18 protein-coding genes are annotated in these 19,165 nt (G+C 40.8%); all 18 read right to left on the bottom strand.

The genetic code is table 11. From position 1 onward, the window contains the following. Positions 1-16 precede the first annotated feature (16 nt). Positions 17-1,120, bottom strand: coding sequence for a UDP-galactopyranose mutase (gene glf / locus HMPREF9380_RS09690; protein ID WP_002931905.1), 1,104 nt, complete (start codon positions 1,118-1,120; stop codon positions 17-19). 9 nt (positions 1,121-1,129) lie between these two features. After that, positions 1,130-2,542, bottom strand: coding sequence for a flippase (locus HMPREF9380_RS09695; protein ID WP_002931902.1), 1,413 nt, complete (start codon positions 2,540-2,542; stop codon positions 1,130-1,132). After that, positions 2,539-3,699, bottom strand: coding sequence for a hypothetical protein (locus HMPREF9380_RS09700; protein ID WP_002931901.1), 1,161 nt, complete (start codon positions 3,697-3,699; stop codon positions 2,539-2,541). Before HMPREF9380_RS09700 ends, HMPREF9380_RS09695 begins: the two co-directional genes overlap by 4 nt. Before the next feature lie 42 nt (positions 3,700-3,741). After that, positions 3,742-4,713 (bottom strand): glycosyltransferase family 2 protein, encoded by a 972-nt coding sequence (locus HMPREF9380_RS09705; protein WP_002931898.1) that lies wholly within the window; start codon positions 4,711-4,713, stop codon positions 3,742-3,744. Positions 4,714-4,747: 34 nt separating this feature from the next. After that, the gene (locus HMPREF9380_RS09710; RefSeq protein ID WP_002931897.1) at positions 4,748-5,746 is read right to left on the bottom strand and encodes a stealth conserved region 3 domain-containing protein; all 999 of its coding nucleotides are present in this window, start codon (positions 5,744-5,746) and stop codon (positions 4,748-4,750) included. A gap of 2 nt (positions 5,747-5,748) precedes the next feature. Continuing rightward, on the bottom strand, positions 5,749-6,906 hold the full coding sequence (locus tag HMPREF9380_RS09715) for a glycosyltransferase family 4 protein (RefSeq protein WP_002931894.1): 1,158 nt from the start codon (positions 6,904-6,906) through the stop codon (positions 5,749-5,751). 3 nt (positions 6,907-6,909) lie between these two features. Beyond that, positions 6,910-8,082 (bottom strand): beta 1-4 rhamnosyltransferase Cps2T, encoded by a 1,173-nt coding sequence (gene cps2T, locus HMPREF9380_RS09720; RefSeq protein ID WP_002931892.1) that lies wholly within the window; start codon positions 8,080-8,082, stop codon positions 6,910-6,912. Positions 8,083-8,112: 30 nt separating this feature from the next. Further along, positions 8,113-9,489 (bottom strand): sugar transferase, encoded by a 1,377-nt coding sequence (locus HMPREF9380_RS09725; RefSeq protein WP_002931889.1) that lies wholly within the window; start codon positions 9,487-9,489, stop codon positions 8,113-8,115. A 36-nt stretch (positions 9,490-9,525) separates the two neighbouring features. Next, a complete protein-coding gene (locus tag HMPREF9380_RS09730; protein ID WP_002931888.1) occupies positions 9,526-10,224 on the bottom strand; it encodes a polysaccharide biosynthesis tyrosine autokinase in 699 nt (232 codons plus the stop codon). 10 nt (positions 10,225-10,234) lie between these two features. Further along, positions 10,235-10,930, bottom strand: a complete 696-nt coding sequence (locus HMPREF9380_RS09735) for a Wzz/FepE/Etk N-terminal domain-containing protein (protein WP_002931887.1) — start codon at positions 10,928-10,930, stop codon at positions 10,235-10,237. Positions 10,931-10,938: 8 nt separating this feature from the next. Beyond that, positions 10,939-11,670 (bottom strand): capsular polysaccharide biosynthesis protein Cps4B, encoded by a 732-nt coding sequence (gene cps4B / locus HMPREF9380_RS09740; RefSeq protein WP_002931886.1) that lies wholly within the window; start codon positions 11,668-11,670, stop codon positions 10,939-10,941. Continuing rightward, on the bottom strand, positions 11,667-13,139 hold the full coding sequence (gene cpsA / locus HMPREF9380_RS09745; RefSeq protein ID WP_002931885.1) for an LCP family glycopolymer transferase CpsA: 1,473 nt from the start codon (positions 13,137-13,139) through the stop codon (positions 11,667-11,669). The genes cps4B and cpsA overlap by 4 nt, the downstream gene beginning before the upstream one ends. A gap of 215 nt (positions 13,140-13,354) precedes the next feature. Further along, positions 13,355-13,954, bottom strand: a complete 600-nt coding sequence (gene nrdG / locus HMPREF9380_RS09750; protein WP_002931884.1) for an anaerobic ribonucleoside-triphosphate reductase activating protein — start codon at positions 13,952-13,954, stop codon at positions 13,355-13,357. Beyond that, positions 13,941-14,465, bottom strand: coding sequence for a GNAT family N-acetyltransferase (locus HMPREF9380_RS09755; protein WP_002931883.1), 525 nt, complete (start codon positions 14,463-14,465; stop codon positions 13,941-13,943). The genes nrdG and HMPREF9380_RS09755 overlap by 14 nt, the downstream gene beginning before the upstream one ends. 9 nt (positions 14,466-14,474) lie before the next feature. Continuing rightward, on the bottom strand, positions 14,475-14,972 hold the full coding sequence (locus tag HMPREF9380_RS09760) for a GNAT family N-acetyltransferase (protein ID WP_002931882.1): 498 nt from the start codon (positions 14,970-14,972) through the stop codon (positions 14,475-14,477). Between the two features lie 52 nt (positions 14,973-15,024). Continuing rightward, positions 15,025-15,165, bottom strand: a complete 141-nt coding sequence (locus tag HMPREF9380_RS11880; RefSeq protein ID WP_002902050.1) for a hypothetical protein — start codon at positions 15,163-15,165, stop codon at positions 15,025-15,027. Between the two features lies 1 nt (position 15,166). Beyond that, on the bottom strand, positions 15,167-17,362 hold the full coding sequence (gene nrdD, locus HMPREF9380_RS09765; RefSeq protein ID WP_002931880.1) for an anaerobic ribonucleoside-triphosphate reductase: 2,196 nt from the start codon (positions 17,360-17,362) through the stop codon (positions 15,167-15,169). 222 nt (positions 17,363-17,584) lie between these two features. Then, on the bottom strand, positions 17,585-19,132 hold the full coding sequence (locus tag HMPREF9380_RS09770) for a hypothetical protein (RefSeq protein WP_002931879.1): 1,548 nt from the start codon (positions 19,130-19,132) through the stop codon (positions 17,585-17,587). Between the last annotated feature and the right edge of the window lie 33 nt (positions 19,133-19,165).

Here is a 19,165-nt window from a genome sequence, read left to right as displayed (position 1 = left end):
TTATCTCCCATTATTCCTAAAAATTTCCCAATTCCTCTTTAACAACATCCAGTGCACGCTCTATGGTTACGTGCATATCGTAGTATTTATAATCTGCCAAGCGCCCACAAAAGATAACTCTATCGTTCTTCTTAGATTCTGCCAAATATTGCGCATAGACTTCGTTATTTTTCTGATCATTTATTGGGTAATAAGGCTCGTCTCCCCTTTTCCAATCCGCTGGATATTCCCGAGTGATGACCGTCTTCTCCTGAGTCCCAAACTCAAAATGCTTGTGCTCAATGATACGTGTATAAGGAATAGTACGTTCAGTATAGTTGATGACAGCGTTTCCTTGATAGTTCGCTTCGTCTAAAACTTCATGTTCAAAACACAAACTACGATACTCTAACTCACCAAATTTGTAATCAAAATACTGATCAATCATTCCAGTAAAGACAATCTTTTGAGCTGACGCTTCCCATCTCTCACGATCTTCAAAGAAATCCGTACCAAGCTCCAGTTCAATACCCTCTAATAATTTTTCAACTATTACATTATACCCGCCAATTGGAATCCCTTGATAACGGTCATTAAAATAATTGTTGTCATAAGTCAGACGTACAGGTAGACGCTTGATGATAAAAGGTGGTAAATCTGTCGCTGAACGCCCCCACTGCTTTTCTGTGTAGCCTTTGATTAGCTTCTCATATACATCCGTTCCAATCAGCTTAATAGCTTGTTCTTCCAAATTTTTGGGTTCAACATCTTGCATATGGGTTGTCTGCTCTGCAATCTTATCCTTGACTTCTTGTGGCGTTTTAGTCCCCCACAAGCCATAAAAGGTATTCATATTGAAAGGAAGATTATAAAGCTGACCTTGATAATTGGCTAGAGGTGAATTGATATAGTTGTTAAATTCAGCAAATTGATTCACATAATCCCAAACTTCCTTGTTAGATGTATGAAAAATATGGGCTCCATATTTATGGACATTAATTCCCTCAACATTTTCACAGTAGATATTCCCGCCAATATGGTCTCTTTTATCAATCACCTTAACAGTTTTGCCGCGCTTCGTAGCTTCATGAGCAAAAATAGCTCCTGAAAGTCCCGCACCAACAATTAAATAATCATACATAACATATCCTTATTTCTTAAATACACTTTTCAATTCTTGAACATTCAAGACACGCAACGCTAACACTAATCCAGCATAGATTAATAATCCCAATAACGCACTAATCAATACATTGACAACGGAAGGAAAGTGAATCAAAGGCTGGATGACATACAAAATTCCGTACATGACTAGGGAAGCAGCCAGTATTTTCAACATAGATGGAAGAATCTTTATCTCTTTCAAATAAGATCGAGTGAAATAAAGCTGAATCAACCAGACCAAACCTTCAGTGGCTAACGAAACGATAGATGCACCGATATAACCTAGAGATGGAATCAATAAGATATTCAATCCTACACTAAAGAAAGCCGGAATGGTCGTAGATAACATGAACTCACGATTCTTATTATGAGGAATCAGAATCTGAATCCCCATGATATTAGTCCAGCCAATAAAGAACATTCTAAAGACCATAATAGCAATTGCATAGCGTGCATCTTGGAAGTCTTTGCCCAAGAAAAAATTGACAAAATCTTTGTTAACAATCAAAATACCAGCAACCATCGGAAATATTACTAAATTATAGACCAAGAAGGACATTTCATGCAACTTATTAACTGCTTTTTGATTACCTGATGACAGAAGATTGGATACTCTCGGTAACATGACACTCCCTAGGGAAGTCACAATCGTCAACAAAATATTTAAAAACTTGAGAGCCTGATCATAAATCCCTACATCTGTTGTCGAAGACAAGGCACCTAACATGGTCCTATCTAAAGTGATATAAAGTGAAATAGCAATCTGGGGTAAAAACAATAAAATAACCGGTTTAATATGCTGCTTAGCATAAACTATGTCTAGATGAGGTCTGCCTATATGTTCTCTAGCTGGAAGCCACATGCTCAATTGTCCCAGCAAGTCATAGCCAACCAGCAGTACAATATACAGATATAAATCAGAAGGTTTTTTTACAAAGATAAAAATAGAAGCAACTCCTAGGAGTTTAACAGCTGTATTCCGAACCGTGATTTTTTTAAAGTCTTCCATCCCTTGAAAAAGCCAGGAAATATCTAGACCTCTAGAAAGTAAACTGAATCCCAAAATATAGGCTATCAGATTATTCATGGATGGAATGATTAGGCACACAGCAATATAAAGAACAAGCGCCAAACAAGTCGCCAAAACCTGCAAACTATAGATTCCCCAGAAGGTCTTCTGAACCTCTTTGCGATGTCCTGAGATCTCCTTGGTTCCATAATTAGCCACGCCAAGTGTTGCTAAAAGTATAAAATAGGTCACTATTGAGTTGTAGTATCCGTAGGAACCTAAGGCGCTAGATGAAAAAACTCGAGTGATATAAGGCGTAGTAATGACTGGTAAAACAATTACTAGCAACTGATAAGATAGATTGTATAAATAATTTTTTAATACTCTCACACAGAGTTCCTCGTTTTAGATTTCTTTGATAACAGTTCTCCCACTGGCAATGCTGCAAATGTAATAAACATAAAAATATTATAAGACGGACGAACCCAGAAGGCTTCAAACATACAGTTGACCGCAATCAAAGACAAAACAGCAAGTAATAGATGATCTTTTTCACGATAAAGGGTCCACGACCGCATCATATATAGACAAACCAATAGAATTACTGGAATCATCCCATAGGTAAACAACATCTGAACATAGGAAGAGTCTACATAGTCATAGCTCAATACGGATTCTGTACGTCCTCCATAACCAACAAATGATATTCCACGAGTACCAAACCATTGAATGTCATATTTTTTAAATGCTTCATGGCCTAAATGCAATCTCATGCTAAAAAAGTTATTTAATGCAACATATATAGGCTGGGACCAAGTAAACTTATTGGACAGATAGATCATGACTGACGATGCTATACCCGCTGACAAAGGGAGTACTGCAAAAAGTCGTAATGGCTTATTCTTTCGGATATAAAAATAAAGGAAAATGAGAGACATTATAGCTATAGATGCCGCGTTCAGACGAGCGTCGCAATAACGAATGATAAAATAGGATAGTCCCAATCCTAAAAAAGTTCGTAAAATAATAAATCTTTTTCTAAAGATGTAAGAAAAAGCAGTATAAAGATAGAAACAATGGGAAGCAAAGTCCGTTGGATAAATAAATCCAAAGGAATTGCGAACAACAACTCCGGCAGATCTAGACTGAACGAACTGCAAGTTTGGAATGACTCCTATTGAGGATAGTACAGTAATTAATACGACAAAAAACAAGGCTGTTATAGTATACGTTTTGAGCACACTTTCCATATCAGCATCATAAAGAAAGACAATCAGCATCGTATACATTAAAGCATTAAGATTTCCAGCTTTATAATAAACCATAAATCCTACAAAAATAAGAAGTGGCGCAAAAATTAAATAACTTAAAGAATAGTGGCGAATATAAGAAAAACGTACAGCTAGTAACAAAATCGCCAAAAAAGGAAGCACATTAGGAATATTAGGCAAAATCGGTGCTAACATAGAAGTGTTTATCATATCTATAGAAATTAACACTATTAAAACTGCTGTTACAAGCAATTTATCACGTTCAATCCTTAACATTTTCTTTTTCCTTTTCTAATCTCTAATACTTCTTTCAATTTTTCATTGCATTCTTTTTTTCCACCTTTTAAAGTGAAAATAGAGTCGTGGATACTTAGTAATTAAAACATACAAAATCTTACGTTTCTTACTAACTCTAGCATTCTTCAAGACAAGAGACAAATAAGGTCTTGTCTGTTCCTGAAGACGCTTGAACTCTGATGGATTTCCATCCTGAATCATCGTAAAGATAAGAAGACTTCCCGTAAAGAAGCGTGAAATGATGGCTTCTTGGAGTTCAGAACTCTCAGGATAGGCTGTATTCACAACCTCTTTTAAATGATTAATTGCTTCGTAAAACTCATATTGTTTGGGTGTGAAAGCCGAGGCAGTAATGCTACCAGGTCTATGGTAATAATGGTAAATCGGAAGATGGTACAAGGCCACGGATTGGGCTTGATTGAGATGCTCGCTGATAACATAGAGGTCTTCGTAGATGCGCCCCTTGGGGAAGGGAGCTTTCTCAAGAAGCTCTTTCCGATAGAGTTTACCACAAGCAGAGACCGTTACAAGGTCCCCGTAAAGCATCTCAGTTAGAGCCTTTGCCTTGTTGTAGACCTTAACTTGGTCTAGATCAAGCTTTTCAAAGTGAAAATTTTGAGAACGATGATAGTGAGCTGTCGGCTCTACTTTACAACTAACCATATCTGCTTGGGTACGATTTTGTAGCTCTGCTAGCAGTTCTAAGGCGCAAGGTTCCAAATAGTCGTCCGGATCAAGGAAGGTAATCCAGTTACCCTTGGCTTTCAAGACCCCATAGTTACGAGCATCAGACAATCCACCATTCACCTTGTGGTAGCTAGTCACCCAATCATACTGCTGGGCATACTGGTCACATAACTGTCCTGATCCATCACTCGAGCCATCATCAATCAAGAGGACTTCCATATCCTTGTAAGTCTGATGTTCCAAACTCTCCATGGCATAATGAAGGTAGTCCTCCACATTATAAACAGGCACAATTACCGAGATCATATTTTCTTTTCTTTCTCTTACTTAGTTTTACAGTTTAAATCTCAAATGAGCTTCTATCTGGAAGCAGTTGATCCATAGCCTTGATAAAGTCTGTCATCACCTGCTCCTCGTCTTGAATGTTAAATCCATCATTGATACACATAATTTGGTATTTGCCAGAATTTAGTATCTTCCAAAAATCTGGTCCGGCATTATCCAAAGAAAAGAGTCCCCCCAACTTAGGATTTCCGACAGCGTATTGACCACTGGCAATCTGCCAATACTTAAAGAGCCAAACATTGGTATCAGAAGGATTTCTAAAGCGACTAGCCGAGGTTCTTTCCAAGACAGCTTTTTCCTTTTCCCATACCAAGTTCATCGTTGATCTTAGTAGAGGATAGGGCAGATGACTCTCCCAGAAACCACAGATAAACCGACTGTTTCTATATAGTAGCGACTTAACGATACTTTTTAATCCCTGCTTTGGATCAAAGAATTGGCCATTCTTCAAAATTTCATTTCGACTGAAATAGCTAGTGACAATCTCCATGTCATTTATCTGAAAATTCCCCGTTCCATATCGCTCAGGAATAATCGGTGAAAGAGCCGTATTATATTTGGGTAAACCATCCTCTGAGAAAAAATCTGTCGGCTCGACTGGAGCTGTCAAATACATATCGTCATTAAAAAAAACAAAATGCTCTGAGAGACCAGGGATTCGATGGATGTTACTTTCGATAGGATTGGCAGAAAAAACTGGCAGGTAGTCATTACAGATAATCTCTGTATGATCTACCAACACCAATTTTTCACTATTTATATCTAACCAGCTTGGCTTTTGCTGGTCGGTCACGAGGTAGACCTTATTGACCCAAGGAGCAAATTTTTCAACTCCTCTAAACCAATATTTAAAGGTCCCCCATTCTCGGTAAGCCTTGACTGAATTCATACTCTGTTTAGAAGTATTAACCGAGCCATCATAGATTGATTTTTTTTCTTGCCACACAGGATTATTCCCATCAACCCAAGTAACAACAAAATCTATTTTATTCATAACTAATCTTTTCTATCTGTTTTATACAACTCCGAAAAGTTCTTGATGTAACTCTCCAAAGAAAACAGCTCTTTTTGTCTCTGATATCCTACTCGCCCAAATTTTTCTCTTTTTTCAGAACTATCTAGTAAGAGAGAAATGGCATTAGAAAGTTCTTGAGGACGATTTGGTTTGACTAAGCAACCACTTTTGTCATCTACTACCATTTCAGCTATTCCCCCATTGTTATAACCAACAACTGGTTTTGAACAAGCCATGGCTTCTAGGACTACTGTAGGTAGGGAATCAGGTTTTATACTTGGTAAGACAAAGATATCAAACATATTATAAAGTTCAGAAGTCTTATCGTAGTAATCAATACGATGAATTTGTGACACAACAGATGAAGAAGCTATTCTCTTATCTAGTTCTTCTAAGCGCCATTCTTCACCAGGAAAAACACCTCCAGCTAGGAAAGCCACCGCTTGCTCATTCTTTTCCAAAAGTGGCTCGACTGCTTCTATGAAATCATTTTGTCCTTTGATAGCATTGACCCGACCAATCATGCCAATCACAAGTGCATCTTGCGCAATATCAAATTTTTCACGAATAGAAGACGCATCCATTGGATAATAGACAGCATTATCGACACCGTTATAAATCACTTCCACTTGGCTATCTTTGATAAAGGGAGACTGCTTGATATGATTAGCGACCGCTTGGGACACCGTCACAATCTTGTCTGCATATCGTCCCATGAGCATATTGATAAAGTCAGAAATAGCTTTGGGTTTGACGATAATCTCATGAACATGCCAAATCAAAGGCAGCTTGAGCTTGCGTTTCAAATAGATGCCCTCCAAAACAGCCGCTGTATTATTGTGTACCAAGTCAATGTTGTGTTCTTTAGCATAACTAGCAATTTGTTTAGCATAGAAATGATAAGAGCGGATATAGTCGGCAATGCCTTTGGGATTAAAATACTTCCTTCGTAAAATCGGATAATCCAACACACTGACCTGAGCCCCAACCTGTCGCAAAGACTCTACTAGCGGACCATCATTTGGCAGGATTACATGAGGATCAAATTCATCTTTATCCAGTTCCTTAATGAGCTCCAACAATACCTTGTCTGCCCCATACATTTCTGCCCCAGCATGTAAGTATAAAATCCGTTTCATTTCCTATCCTTCAAATAAGCTTTCGTAATCTGTTACTATCTTCTCCCAGGTAAATGCATCCGCAATGCGCTGATTTGATTTTCTATCCAAATCTGCGATTACTTCCGGTGACAGTTCCTCTACTTTTTCAATCACATCTGCTAGTTCATCTTTTTTCCAGTAGATAGCACTATCCTGACCTACTTCACGATTAAAACCAACATCCAATAAGAGATTTAATTTAGTAGATGCCAAGGCCTCCAATAGAGACGGATTTGTCCCACCAACTTCGTGGCCATGAAGATAGGCAAATGCATTCTCCCGAATGTACTTGAGCAATTCCTGGTCATAAACTGTCCCAACAAACTTAACTCTAGGATCTTTATCAAACCCCGTGTCTTTGAGCAACTGATTGTAAAACTTGTTTTCTTCAACATTGGTAATCAGAACAAAGTCTTTTTTAGAATGAGATGCCATAACCCCCTTTATCATGGCTTGGTAGTTATTTTCTGGCACAAAGCGCCCAACAACTAAGTAATACTCATTCTCAGTAATTCCGTTTTTCCGGTACCATGACTGAACTTTGTCATCGTTAGCAGACAGCCCAGACTTGCTTATATCCGTCCCATAGGCAATGTACGTCGTCTTTGGAGCATATCTCGCATAATCTGCTTTTATGTAAGATTCGATATTCTCACTATCACAAACCAAGAGATCTGCATGCTTAACCATCAGCGCCTCGGAAATTTTCCAATACTTGCGCACTGGCATGCTCCATTTAGCTCGCAGCCATTCATGGCCATCGGGATTGACAAGTATCTTGCCCCCTAGTGCTTTGATTTTCTTTTTGATACTCCCGATAAAAGGTCCAATTCTACAAGCTAAAATGTAGAAAATCGGCTCAGAATCTTGATTCTGCTTAGCTAGTTCAATAGCCTTATTTAGTGCAGCAATATCGTAGGCAATTGCTCGAGCTGGGCCAATCTTAGGCACGTCAATATTATAGCAAATAGCCCCGTTGTGCTCGAAAATATCTTCTGAAATCCCAGACTTGGCTGAATTCTCCTTCATACAAGCCACATAGTACTGGATATTAGAATTTCCCTGGCAGGAAGTTAACTTCTCAACAAAGGTCTCAAATCCACCATATTTAGCTGGGATACCTTTAGATCCCACGATATAAACTGACTTTTTCATACTCCTCCTAACTACGAAAAACAATTCCTCCTACTTTGCTCCATCTCTAGCCAATACGACTCTAAATGTCTTTAGCAAAATTTTGATGTCTGACCAAATCGTCCATTCATCTATATAAGCAACATCCAAGCGTACCACTTCATTAAAGTCTGTAATTTGACTACGGCCGCTAACCTGCCAAAGACCTGTGATTCCTGGCTTAAAACTAAGACGCCGTTTTTGCTCTGGTGTATATTGCTCGTACTCATCCACAGTTGGCGGTCGTGTCCCAACCAGACTCATATCACCAATCAAAACGTTGTAAAACTGCGGTAGTTCGTCCAAACTGGTTCTACGAATAAAGCGTCCTATAGGGGTCACCCGTGGATCATCATTGACTTTAAACATTCCGCCGACCATGGTATTTTGCGACATTAAATCTTTTTTCCGTTCCTCCGCATCAGTATACATTGACCGGAACTTATAGAACTTGAAGCGTCGTCCATTCTTTCCAATTCTCTCCTGCACAAAGATAGCAGGCCCTCCATCTTTCTTGATAAGTGGAACTAAAACAAGCGCAACTAAGCCACAGAAGAAGAGACCGACCAGAGAACCAATAATATCCAACATACGTTTCGCTAACACATGGCCATACTTATAAAAGTTTGTTGAAAAAGTGACTACACTCAAACCCGCAACTTCTCGAACCCGTTTCTCTCCCATAGAAATAAAACTTAATCCATTGATATTTACAGAAACATCAATTCCCATCGCTTCAAATTGTGAAACGAATTCACCAATATTGTAGCTTTCATTCGGAAGATTAATAAATACTTCATCTACTACTTCACGTGTCGCAAAAGAGATAATTTGCTCTTTGGGAACATTTTTTGTATTAGGGCTACTAAAAGGAGCGTCATCTAGTAAAGACACTGCTACAATTTTTCCCCCTATATCTGACGAACTCTGTAAACGATCAAAAACTTTTTCCAAAGCATTTCCTGCAGTAATTAGAAAAATTCTTTTACTATTTTTTAAATTGGGATAGACTGACTTATGATAACGTTTAAAAGCCAAGTTAACAAAATAAACTAACGTGGCATTTATAATAACAAAGTAGACAAGTCCTCTTCTAGATATCGAAAATCGATCTTCCATCATAAAAGAAACAAAACTAATTGCTAAGCTATAAAAGATGCTGTATCTTATAGTGAAAATAAATTCTTCTAAATAGCCTCGTTTTAATATTTCATAGTAGAAATCACTCGCATAAAAAGCAATGATATGCAGTAATGACAACACTAAAATACTAGACTGATTAATCTCCGTTTCTTTTAAAGGACTTACTAAAAAGCCAGTAAAGAGTACGACAAAAAGCTGAATAAAGCCAAGTTCTGCTTTTTGAAATTCTTTCCTATCTTTAAACATAAGAAGCTCCTAACCATCCTAAACATTTATGAATTTCTATTTCCCATAATTTCCGTAGTCCCCATAACCTCCATAAGAACCATAGGAGCCATAACGCTCTAGTTGAACATTAAATTTATTTAGTACAACACCTAGAAACGGTGTTCCTGTCTGTGCCAACTGTTCTTTCGCCTTAGCTACTGCTTTACGCTTGACAGCCCCAGCTTCTGTCACTAACAAACTTGCATCACATTTCTGAGCAATAATAGCAGCATCAATAACTAACCCAATTGGTGATGTATCGATGATAATGTAATCATAGCGAGTACGGAGAGCTTCTAATAAAATTTCAAAATTCTTACTTTGCAGCAATCCAGTCGGATTAGGGGAAGGCTGTCCAGCTAAAATAATATGCAAATTGGCAATATCTGTAGTATTCAAGATAGCCTTAACATCTGACTGCCCTGATAAAAAATCTGTCAATCCTAAAACCTTACCATGACTCTTAAAAACGCCTGACATCACAGAGTTACGGATATCCGAATCAATTAACAAAGTCTTATACCCAGACCGAGCAAATGCAATCGCTAGATTGGTAGATGTCGTCGACTTCCCTTCATTCGGCATGACAGAAGTTACTTCAACTACCTTAATGTTCGCACCACTCAATTGAACATTAGTACTGAGCGCATTATAGTATTCTTCTGTTAACTTTACTAAGTCTCTTCTCTTTCTTACTAATTCTAAAACTGCCATTTTCTCTCCCTCACATTTTCTTCATATCAGGTACAACCCCTAGAAGAGTTAGACCTAAAATATCCTCAATATCTTCTGGTTTCTTCACTCGATCGTCTACTAACTCTACAGTGATAATAACAAGAGCAAAAACTAGTCCTCCAACTAAAAATCCCAAAAGAATGTTTCGGCGAATATTAGGAGAAGAAGGCTCTTTAGGAATTTCAGCTTCCTCTAGTGTTGTTACATCTGGAACCTTTGTTACTTCAATAATTTTTTCTGCTGCAACATTACGCAAGGAATTTGCAATACGCGCAGCTTCCTCTGGACTTTTATTTTTAACTGTAATAGAGACTATACGAGTATCCACAGGCACTGAGACAGATATATTCTTAGCAAGCTCTGCTGGGGAAATCTTCAATTGTAAATCACTAATTGCCTGAGATAGCACAGCTTGCGATAAAATAATTTCCTTGAAGTCTTTTACTAAATAAGAACCAGCCTGCAAATCTTGATTAGTCAAAGCCGATTCAGTCGTGTTTTGTCGGCTAACCACATAGATTCGGGTCGTAGTTTGATAAACTTTAGGCGCAATAAAAGCGCTATAGCCTAAAGCCAACAAAGCGAACACCACCGCTCCTAATACAATGGTGAACTTCTTTAACCATAAGGTTCTAAGCATTGAGAGAACGTCTATTTCCATCATTTGATTTTCTTTCTTTTCCATGAATCCTCCTAAATTAATTCATTGTTCAATAGTTTCTGCTGATTAGCTCCAAACAAGGCTGTCGCCCGTTGTGAACCATATTTTTTTTCAACTAAGTCAAAGGCTTCTTTCATATAAGTTGGTCGTTTACTTATATTATGCATATCGCTCGCAACAAAGTGGACTAAATCTCTCTCCAAAAAGAAGTGAGCACGCTTCTTCATAAATTTGTAGGAATCGCCAAATAGTTTTGGTTTTAAAACACTAGAGCTGTTAATCTGAGTATAACAACCCATATCAATCAACTCTTGAACTTTCCTTTCATCACGTTCCAGACAATGATAGCGTTCAATGTGGGCAACAACTGGTGTCAAGCCTAAGCGAAGAATATTTCCCAAACCTGTATGAATCTCCTTATACGGAGTCGCCATACTAAACTCGATTAACACATATTGGGTTTCTCCTAATGTAGGAAGTAACCCCTGCTCTAATTTTTCTAAAACATCACTAGTGTAATAAATTTCTGCACCATAAAGAATATTAAGATCTGGCGCAATAAGTGGTGCTAGTTCTTTAACCTTTTGGAAATGCTCTTGAATCTTTTCCTCAGATGTCTCAAACATACCCTTTCGACGGTGGGAAGTCGAAAAAATCGTCCGAACTCCCTGACGATAACTTTCCTCAAGTAGCTCTTTACTTTCCTCAAGAGTCTTAGGACCATCGTCCACATCAAAGATAATATGAGAATGGATGTCAATCATGGCGTTTTCCCTTCCATTACCTGCTGAATCACTGCCTTAGCATTATCAAGGCTTTCCGGTTGGATTTCCATCATGTAGAGATTGGAATCTGGCATAGCATAGGATGGTAGATCCATGCGGCCATTTCCGCTGATGGCTTGTGACTGAACTTGATAGCTTCCACCTGACTCCAGCTGGGTATTGACCAGATTCATAAGAACAGGCAGCTCCATATTGGTCTGGATAGAGTCCTGCAAACCGGAAATAATCTCGTTGTAGTTCTTCAAAGCACTAGTTGAAGTCAGCTTTTTAATGACTGCTTCGATAACTTTTTCTTGATTTTTCCCGCGGTCATTGTCGCCACCCTGAAGAGAGTAACGCTCGCGAACAAAACCTAATGCCTGGTCTGAGTTCATATGGACTTTCCCTACTGGAAAATGATGATTGCCATGTCGGCTGGTAAATTCTTGGTCATTTTCAACATCAATCCCTCCCAGCAGGTCTACCAGCTTGAGGAAGGAAGTAAAGTTCAGACGAACGTAGTAGTCAATGCGAATGCCGTAAAGATTTTCCAGCGTGTGGACAGAAGCATCTACTCCGTAAATCCCTGCATGGGTCAGCTTGTCCATCTGCCCAGCTCCTCCGTCTGCAATCGCCACATAAGAATCACGAGGAGTTGTAGTCAAGAGGACTTTCTTGGTCTTGCGATTGACCGTCATGATGATATTGACATCGGAACGAGAGACAGATGAGATAGACCCATAAGTGTCAATACCACTGACATAGATATTGAAGACATCCGCATCAGCAGCATCGCTGCGCTTGCCGGTCTCTACTTGACGGGTGATTTTATAAGTATAGATTTTCTTTATCTTTGAAGCATAGTCAGCATCATGGGAAGCCAGCATGTCTTCAAAAGAATTATTTAAAACAATTGCTTCTGACTCATGATTAACTAGCCCTTTGTAAGCAGCAATATAGGATGAGGTACTTGTTACTGAGATTTCTAGACTCTTGGTCTTTTTAAGATGCTCTATTAAAGAATTAATATTTTCTCCATCTCCATTCCCAGTTGGAGCCATTACATTTCGAATCTGGCTGATATCCGTAATCTCACTATCAGATTTGACATAGACTCCCATTTCAATTTCAGAGTAATTGGATGATGAATTGACCCCGTCCGACAAGTCGATGAGAGTTTTTAAACCATACATTCCACCTGAAGTTACAATCAAAATTAAAAAAAGTAATATCAGAGTGAAAACTTGAAATATATTTTTCCATACAAAAAAGGAGGATAGAAGAACTACGACCCCTAGAACAACTGTTATAATAAGGTTTAGGTGATGAAATGCTAGAACATTATTTTTAAATATTGAAAAAATTAATAAGCCTGCAATGATGGCCGCTAATACAAGCAAGGCGGCATTAAAGAGCCTGAGCTTCCGTCCTTTTTTTGAAGTAGGCATAATTTTCCTATGGTGATTCATAATTCTCCCTTTTTACTCCCTGAATATAAATACATTTTATTATACCACAAATATACTTTTATTAACCCAAATATTTTAAAATATTTAAGTTTTTTTCAAAATTTGTTGACAAAAAAGGACAGTCTGTATTAATTTTCGGTAAATTCCTTCTGTGTTCTCGCTAACTTTATATTTTATACCTTTTTGAAAATAGAAAAAGAGGCAGAACCTCTTTTTTAAATCATTTTATCCCTGTCAACTTGCTCATAGGCCTGGAGGCCATCATTCAGCTTGTCCCAGATGACTACCTGGCCTGACTGAAGGGATTTCTGCACATCAATGATGCGCTGATTAGAAGAACCACGGAACTGTAGCATGAGATTCTTCTTGGTAAGGTCAAAACGGCCGTCCACCAGAATATCAATCAGACTCAGCAGCTCCAGCTTATCCTCTGTTTCCAGCATCATCTCTTCCCAAGTGTAGCCCGTCCAGGACCAGATATCCTTGTCCGGAAGCTCTCTCCGAATCCGCTTGACCAAAGGCAGGAGAATGCCTGTATTGAGAAAAGGCTCGCCGCCTAGGAGGGTCAGCCCCTGCACATAAGGCTCCGCCAAGTCTTTCATAATCTGCTCCTCCAGCTCTTGGGTATAGGGAATGCCAGCGTTGAAAGACCAGGTTGCTGCATTATAGCAGCCCTCACAGTGAAACATACAGCCACTGACATAGAGGGAGTTGCGGACACCTTCGCCATCCACAAAGTTAAAGGCCTTATAGTCAATGATTCGCCCCTTGCTCAGCTCCTCACTTTTCCATTCTTGAGGTTTAGGATTGTTCATCTTCATCCTCCAAATCAATCCAGTAGCGCTGACTTCTGTCGATTGTGTTTTCGTAAACTCCACCAGCGGAGAGAATGGTGCGGCGGCTGGCTTCGTTATCTTCATCGCAGGTAATCAGCACTCGTCCTAGTCCTTGCTTTCGAGCCTCTGCCAGTCCTAGCTCTAACTGCAACTTGGCCAAGCCCTTTCTGCGTTGACTGGGCCGAATAGAATAACCAATATGCCCACCCTCTACAAATAATTTGTCATTCAAGGACAAGCGCAGGGCTAAAAAGCCCAGAGGCAAGCCGGTCTCATCAAAGGACAAAAATTGGATGGCAGCAACCCAACCTGCTGGCAAGTTTGCCACATCTTCCTTCTGTTCTATAATTTTCAACCAATCCTCATAATCCTTTGCTCGCTTCCAAGTGGAGCCCATGCCACCATGCATATAGGATTTTGCTTCATCGAACTCCGCAATCATCTCTAAAATCGCATCTTTATCTTCCAAAGTTGGTCGTCTTAGCTCCATATTCCCTCCTTAATTGACATCGATCCAGTAGCGCTCTTTCCCGCCTCGAATATCCTCTAAAGCTCCGCCATTAGCCAGAATCACTGCTCGACTGGCAGCATTGTCACTATCGCAAGTTACTAGGACTCGTTTTATATTTTTACTTTTGGCTACTTGCAAACCTTGTCGCAGCTGCTCCTTTGCCAATCCTTTCCCACGCGCAGAAGGACGGATACTATAGCCGATATGCCCGCCTTCTTGGAGCAAAAAGTCATTGAGCCGCAAGCGCAGATTGAGAAAGCCCACAGCCTGACCATCCGCAGCAAAAGAGATTAGTTGGATGTAAGGCACAAAACCTTCTGGCAAGCTTAGACCTGCCTCAGCTAGCTGAATCGTCTCCAGCCAGTCCTCATAGACAAAATCTGCTCCGCCAAAGAAGCCGTCCTGTCGGCTACCAGCTGCTTCAAAGTCAGCCAGCATCTCTAAAATCTTTTCCTTGTCTCCTAGTTCCGGTCGTCTCAGCTCCATAGTACCTCCTGATACGAAGAGAGTGAGGCCACCTTGCGCCCCACTCTGACTTCTATTGTTTCTTGTTCTTTTCTAAAAATTGCTGACGCAGTTTGGCTAATCGTTCTTTTTTGCTGCTGCCGCCCTGCGAATGTTTTTCATGGAAACGCTGCACCTGAGCCTTTCCTTTGTCATCCAATTGATACTTTCCCATCTTAATTTCCTTCGTACTTAATAGTCGAGCCATTCATGTGCTTGACCCGAGCTGATATTTCCTTGTGTCGGCCATTGACCATTGGACGGGCTTGCGGATTTCCTAAGTAACCGCAGGTCCGCTTGACCACATCAACCGTCTTGGGATCGCTGTTGCCACAGTTTGGACAGGTGAAGCCCCGCTCGGTCGGCGTAAAATCTCCCTCAAAGTTACACTTGTAACAACGGTCAATCGGTGTATTGGTTCCCAGATAGCCAACCCGGTCATAGGCATAGTCCCAAACAGCTTCCAGTGCCTTGGGATTTTGCTGCAACACAGGATATTCACAGTAATGGATAAAGCCACCTGAGGCTCCCACTTCAGGATAAATCTTCTCAAAGTCCAGCTTTTCAAAAGGTGTTGGATTCTTGCGCACATCGTAGTGGAAGGAGTTAGTATAGTACTCCTTGTCAGTAATGTCTGGAACGATGCCAAACTTCTCTGTATCCAAACGGCAGAAGCGATCGGTCAGACTTTCAGATGGCGTTGAGTAAACAGAGAAATGATAGTCATACTGATCTGACCACTCTTCCACCCGACGCTTCATATCTTTGACAATAGCAACCGTAAAGTCCTTGGCTTCTGGATTAGTCTCCCAATTACCGCCGTAAAAGACTGCTGCCACTTCATACAGGCCGATATAGCCTAGGGAAACCGTTGCACGACGGTGAATAAAGAGCTGGTCTACCTGATCATACTTGCCCAAGCGTTGGCCAAAAGCCCCATACTGATAAAGAATCGGTGCATTGGCTGGACTGGCTTCCTTGGTCCGCTCCACTCGGTAGACCAAAGCATCTTCAGCGATATTCATCCGCTCGTTAAAGAGTTCCCAGAATTTATCCAAATTCCCCTCGGATTCAAGCGCAATCCGTGGCAGATTGACAGTAACGACACCAAGATTCATACGGCCGGAATTGACTTCCTGACCATTTTCATCCTTCCAGCCTTGCAGGAAAGAACGGCAGCCCATCGGCACCTTGAAAGAACCAGTCAAGTCGATAATCTTGTCATAGGAGAGGACATCTGGATACATGCGCTTAGTGGCACACTCCAGAGCCAGTTCTTTGATGTCATAGTTAGGCGTTCCCGGCTCGAGATTGAGCCCACGCTTAAGGGTGAAAATTAGCTTAGGAAAAATTGCTGTGCGGTGCTCGCTTCCCAATCCCTTGATACGGATATTGAGAATGGCCTTCTGAATTTCCCGCTCAAAACGATTGGTGCCCAGACCAAAGCCCAGCGAAGTAAAAGGAGTCTGACCATTAGAGGTAAAGAGGGTATTGATCTCATACTCTAGCGACTGCATGGCATCGTAGATGTCCTTCTTGGTCTTCGCCCAGGCGTACTCTTCCTGCTTATCCGGCAAAACCCATTGCTCTGCATCCTTGAGGTGCTTTTGGTAATTAAGCTCAGCATACGGCGCCAAGACTTCATCAATCCGATCGGCCGAACAGCCGCCGTACTGGCTGGAAGCCACATTGGCAATAATCTGCGAGATTTGCGCTGTCGCAGTCTGAATAGACTTGGGACTCTCTACTTCTGCATTGCCAATCTTGAAGCCGTTTTTCAACATGCCGTCAAAGTCAATCAGACAGCAGTTTGTCATAGGTGTATAAGGGCTGTAGTCCAAATCATGGTAGTGGATGTCCCCCTTCTGGTGGGCATTGGCCACATGAGGCGGCAGCATCTTAAGGCCGATGGATTTGCCAACAATCCCAGCTGTCAAATCCCGCTGGGTATTGAAAACATCGCTGTCCTTATTGGCATTCTCATTGACCACCGTGCGATCTTTGTTGAGGAGCTTGTCAATGGTAAAGTTGATATCAGTCGCTTTTGAACGCTCAAAATCCCGTTGGGTGCGGTAAGTGATGTAGTTCTCTGCAATGGCATATTCCTTGGCATTCAAAAGCTCATGCTCAACGATGTTCTGAATCTCATAGATTTTGACATACTTAGCGAAGCGACTGCTGATTTCTGCCACAATGCGGTCTGTGATAGCTTCCAGCTTGGCTTCCAGCATCGGATTCAACGGACCGACTTCCTGAGCTGCCCGCACCATAGCCTTATAAATCTTTGATACATCAAAAGCCACTCTGCGGCCATCCCGCTTCTCCACATAAATCGCTGGAGCAGTTTCAAACTTCTCTTCCCTTAAAATCATCACGAACACATCCTTTTCTCTGCCCTTAGGACAAATCAAGTCTCTTTAAACCTATCGCTTGCGAAGAAATTTCCAAGAAATCTCCGACAGCAGTTCATCCAAAGAACAGTATTTTATAAATAAGTCGATACAAGACTCATTATAGCACGTTAAAATTAAAAATCAATATGTTGTGGCAAAAAAGTTATTTTTTCTTTTTATACACAACATATTGATTTTTTACTACTTAAGTTGATAAAGCTTGAAATGGTCGAGTTTGAGGTCAGATTCTTTATAATTTTTGGAAATTAGCTGTTTCACATCCGACAGCAGTTTGACATCATTGTTAACCAAAATATACTTGGGCTGACTGTTTTCCAGTCCATTCTGAAGACCCAAACGATTTTCAGCCGTTCCCACATACAAAGTTGGAGACAAGAGAGAGACAGAAGATAGACGGCCGCTCTTTTGATACAGACTAGCCGAGGTATCCCAAGCATAGATAGTATCCCCGTCCTTGGTCTTTTCCTTAATGTACTGAGCTGCCTCACTTCTTTCAGCAGAGACACCGCTGGAAAGGATATACTCATTCACCAAAGGATAGCCAATCAGATAGAAAATGGCTACGAGCGGCAGAAAGAACTGGCCTGAGAGATAGGAAGTCCACATCGTAGGACGACGGCGATCCCGGCGATGACGCCCTGGTGCCTGCTGCTTGCCTTTATTGAACCACAAAGCAAAAAGAATCATGGCAAAAGGTAGGGCCGGAAGCAGTTGATAACTGCCCTGATCTGGCAGGATAAAAGCCGCAAAGACAGTAATGAAGAGCCCTAGCAGACCGATAAAGCGCAAGACGCGCAAGCTAGTTGCTTGTCCCTTTTCTCTTGAAAAGAGATTGATACCCAAAGCAGAAATGAAACCTAGACCGACCGTCAGCAAGCCATAATAAATCAAATTAGAAAGACTATGACTGCCAATCAAGCTAATAGAATCCCAAGCATAGGTCACCTGACTAATGGCTTGGCCAAAGGTTTGATTGGCAACAGTAAAGTAGCCAATAGGATAAAAAATCACTGAGAAGCCAAAGAGACCAGCTAAAAGCTGATAGAAGCCTCGAGCCGCACGCTTGGCTGCGATATTGTAGACCAAAAGTACCAGAGCAGTCAAAGAATAGAAGACTAGGCTGGAAACCGGATCAATCATAAAAGCAAGGGCTCCGAAAGCCCCATAAAGAATGAACTTTTCATCCTTGATTGAATCCTGCAGATAGCGCACCAAAAAAGATAGATTCCAAAAAATAAAGGGCAGAACAAAAATACTAGAATAAAGACCGCCAAATCCAAGGGCAAAGACTAGCAGGTAAAAGAGCAGCAGGAGGCTGCGCGATAAATCCTGTTTAGGCTGTAAGAGCACCAAGGTCTTGTACAGGAAAAGTCCGGCCAGCCACAGAGCCAGCGTCTGAAAGACCATCCACAAAAGCTGTCCAAAAGCCAGACTGCTAGTCCAAGCCATCAGATAGTAAAGCAGACCACTAGTCCCATATATTTGCGAATAAGGCACCTGCCCCCGAGTCATGGCCCAGCCGGCATAGAGGTTCTGACTTTGTAAATTCGTTGCTAGATTGGTCAAAAAAGGATTGACCACACTCAGCAGGCTGATAGCCAAACTGCACAAGAGCGTCAAAAAATAGGGCGTAGGCTCTGGCTTGGTAATTTTTTGCTCAGACCTTTCAGCCCTAGTCAGCTGCTCCTCTGAAACCTCTAAAACTTTTTCTTCCGTTGTATCATGCATATAAAATATTCTCCTTGATATCAGTCCCATCTA

The sequence above is a fragment of the Streptococcus sanguinis SK49 genome, assembly GCF_000212815.1.
GTDB lineage: Bacteria > Bacillota > Bacilli > Lactobacillales > Streptococcaceae > Streptococcus > Streptococcus sanguinis_C.
The sequence above is the reverse complement of the archived record's forward strand: the minus strand, read 5'-3'. Positions and strand labels throughout refer to the sequence as shown.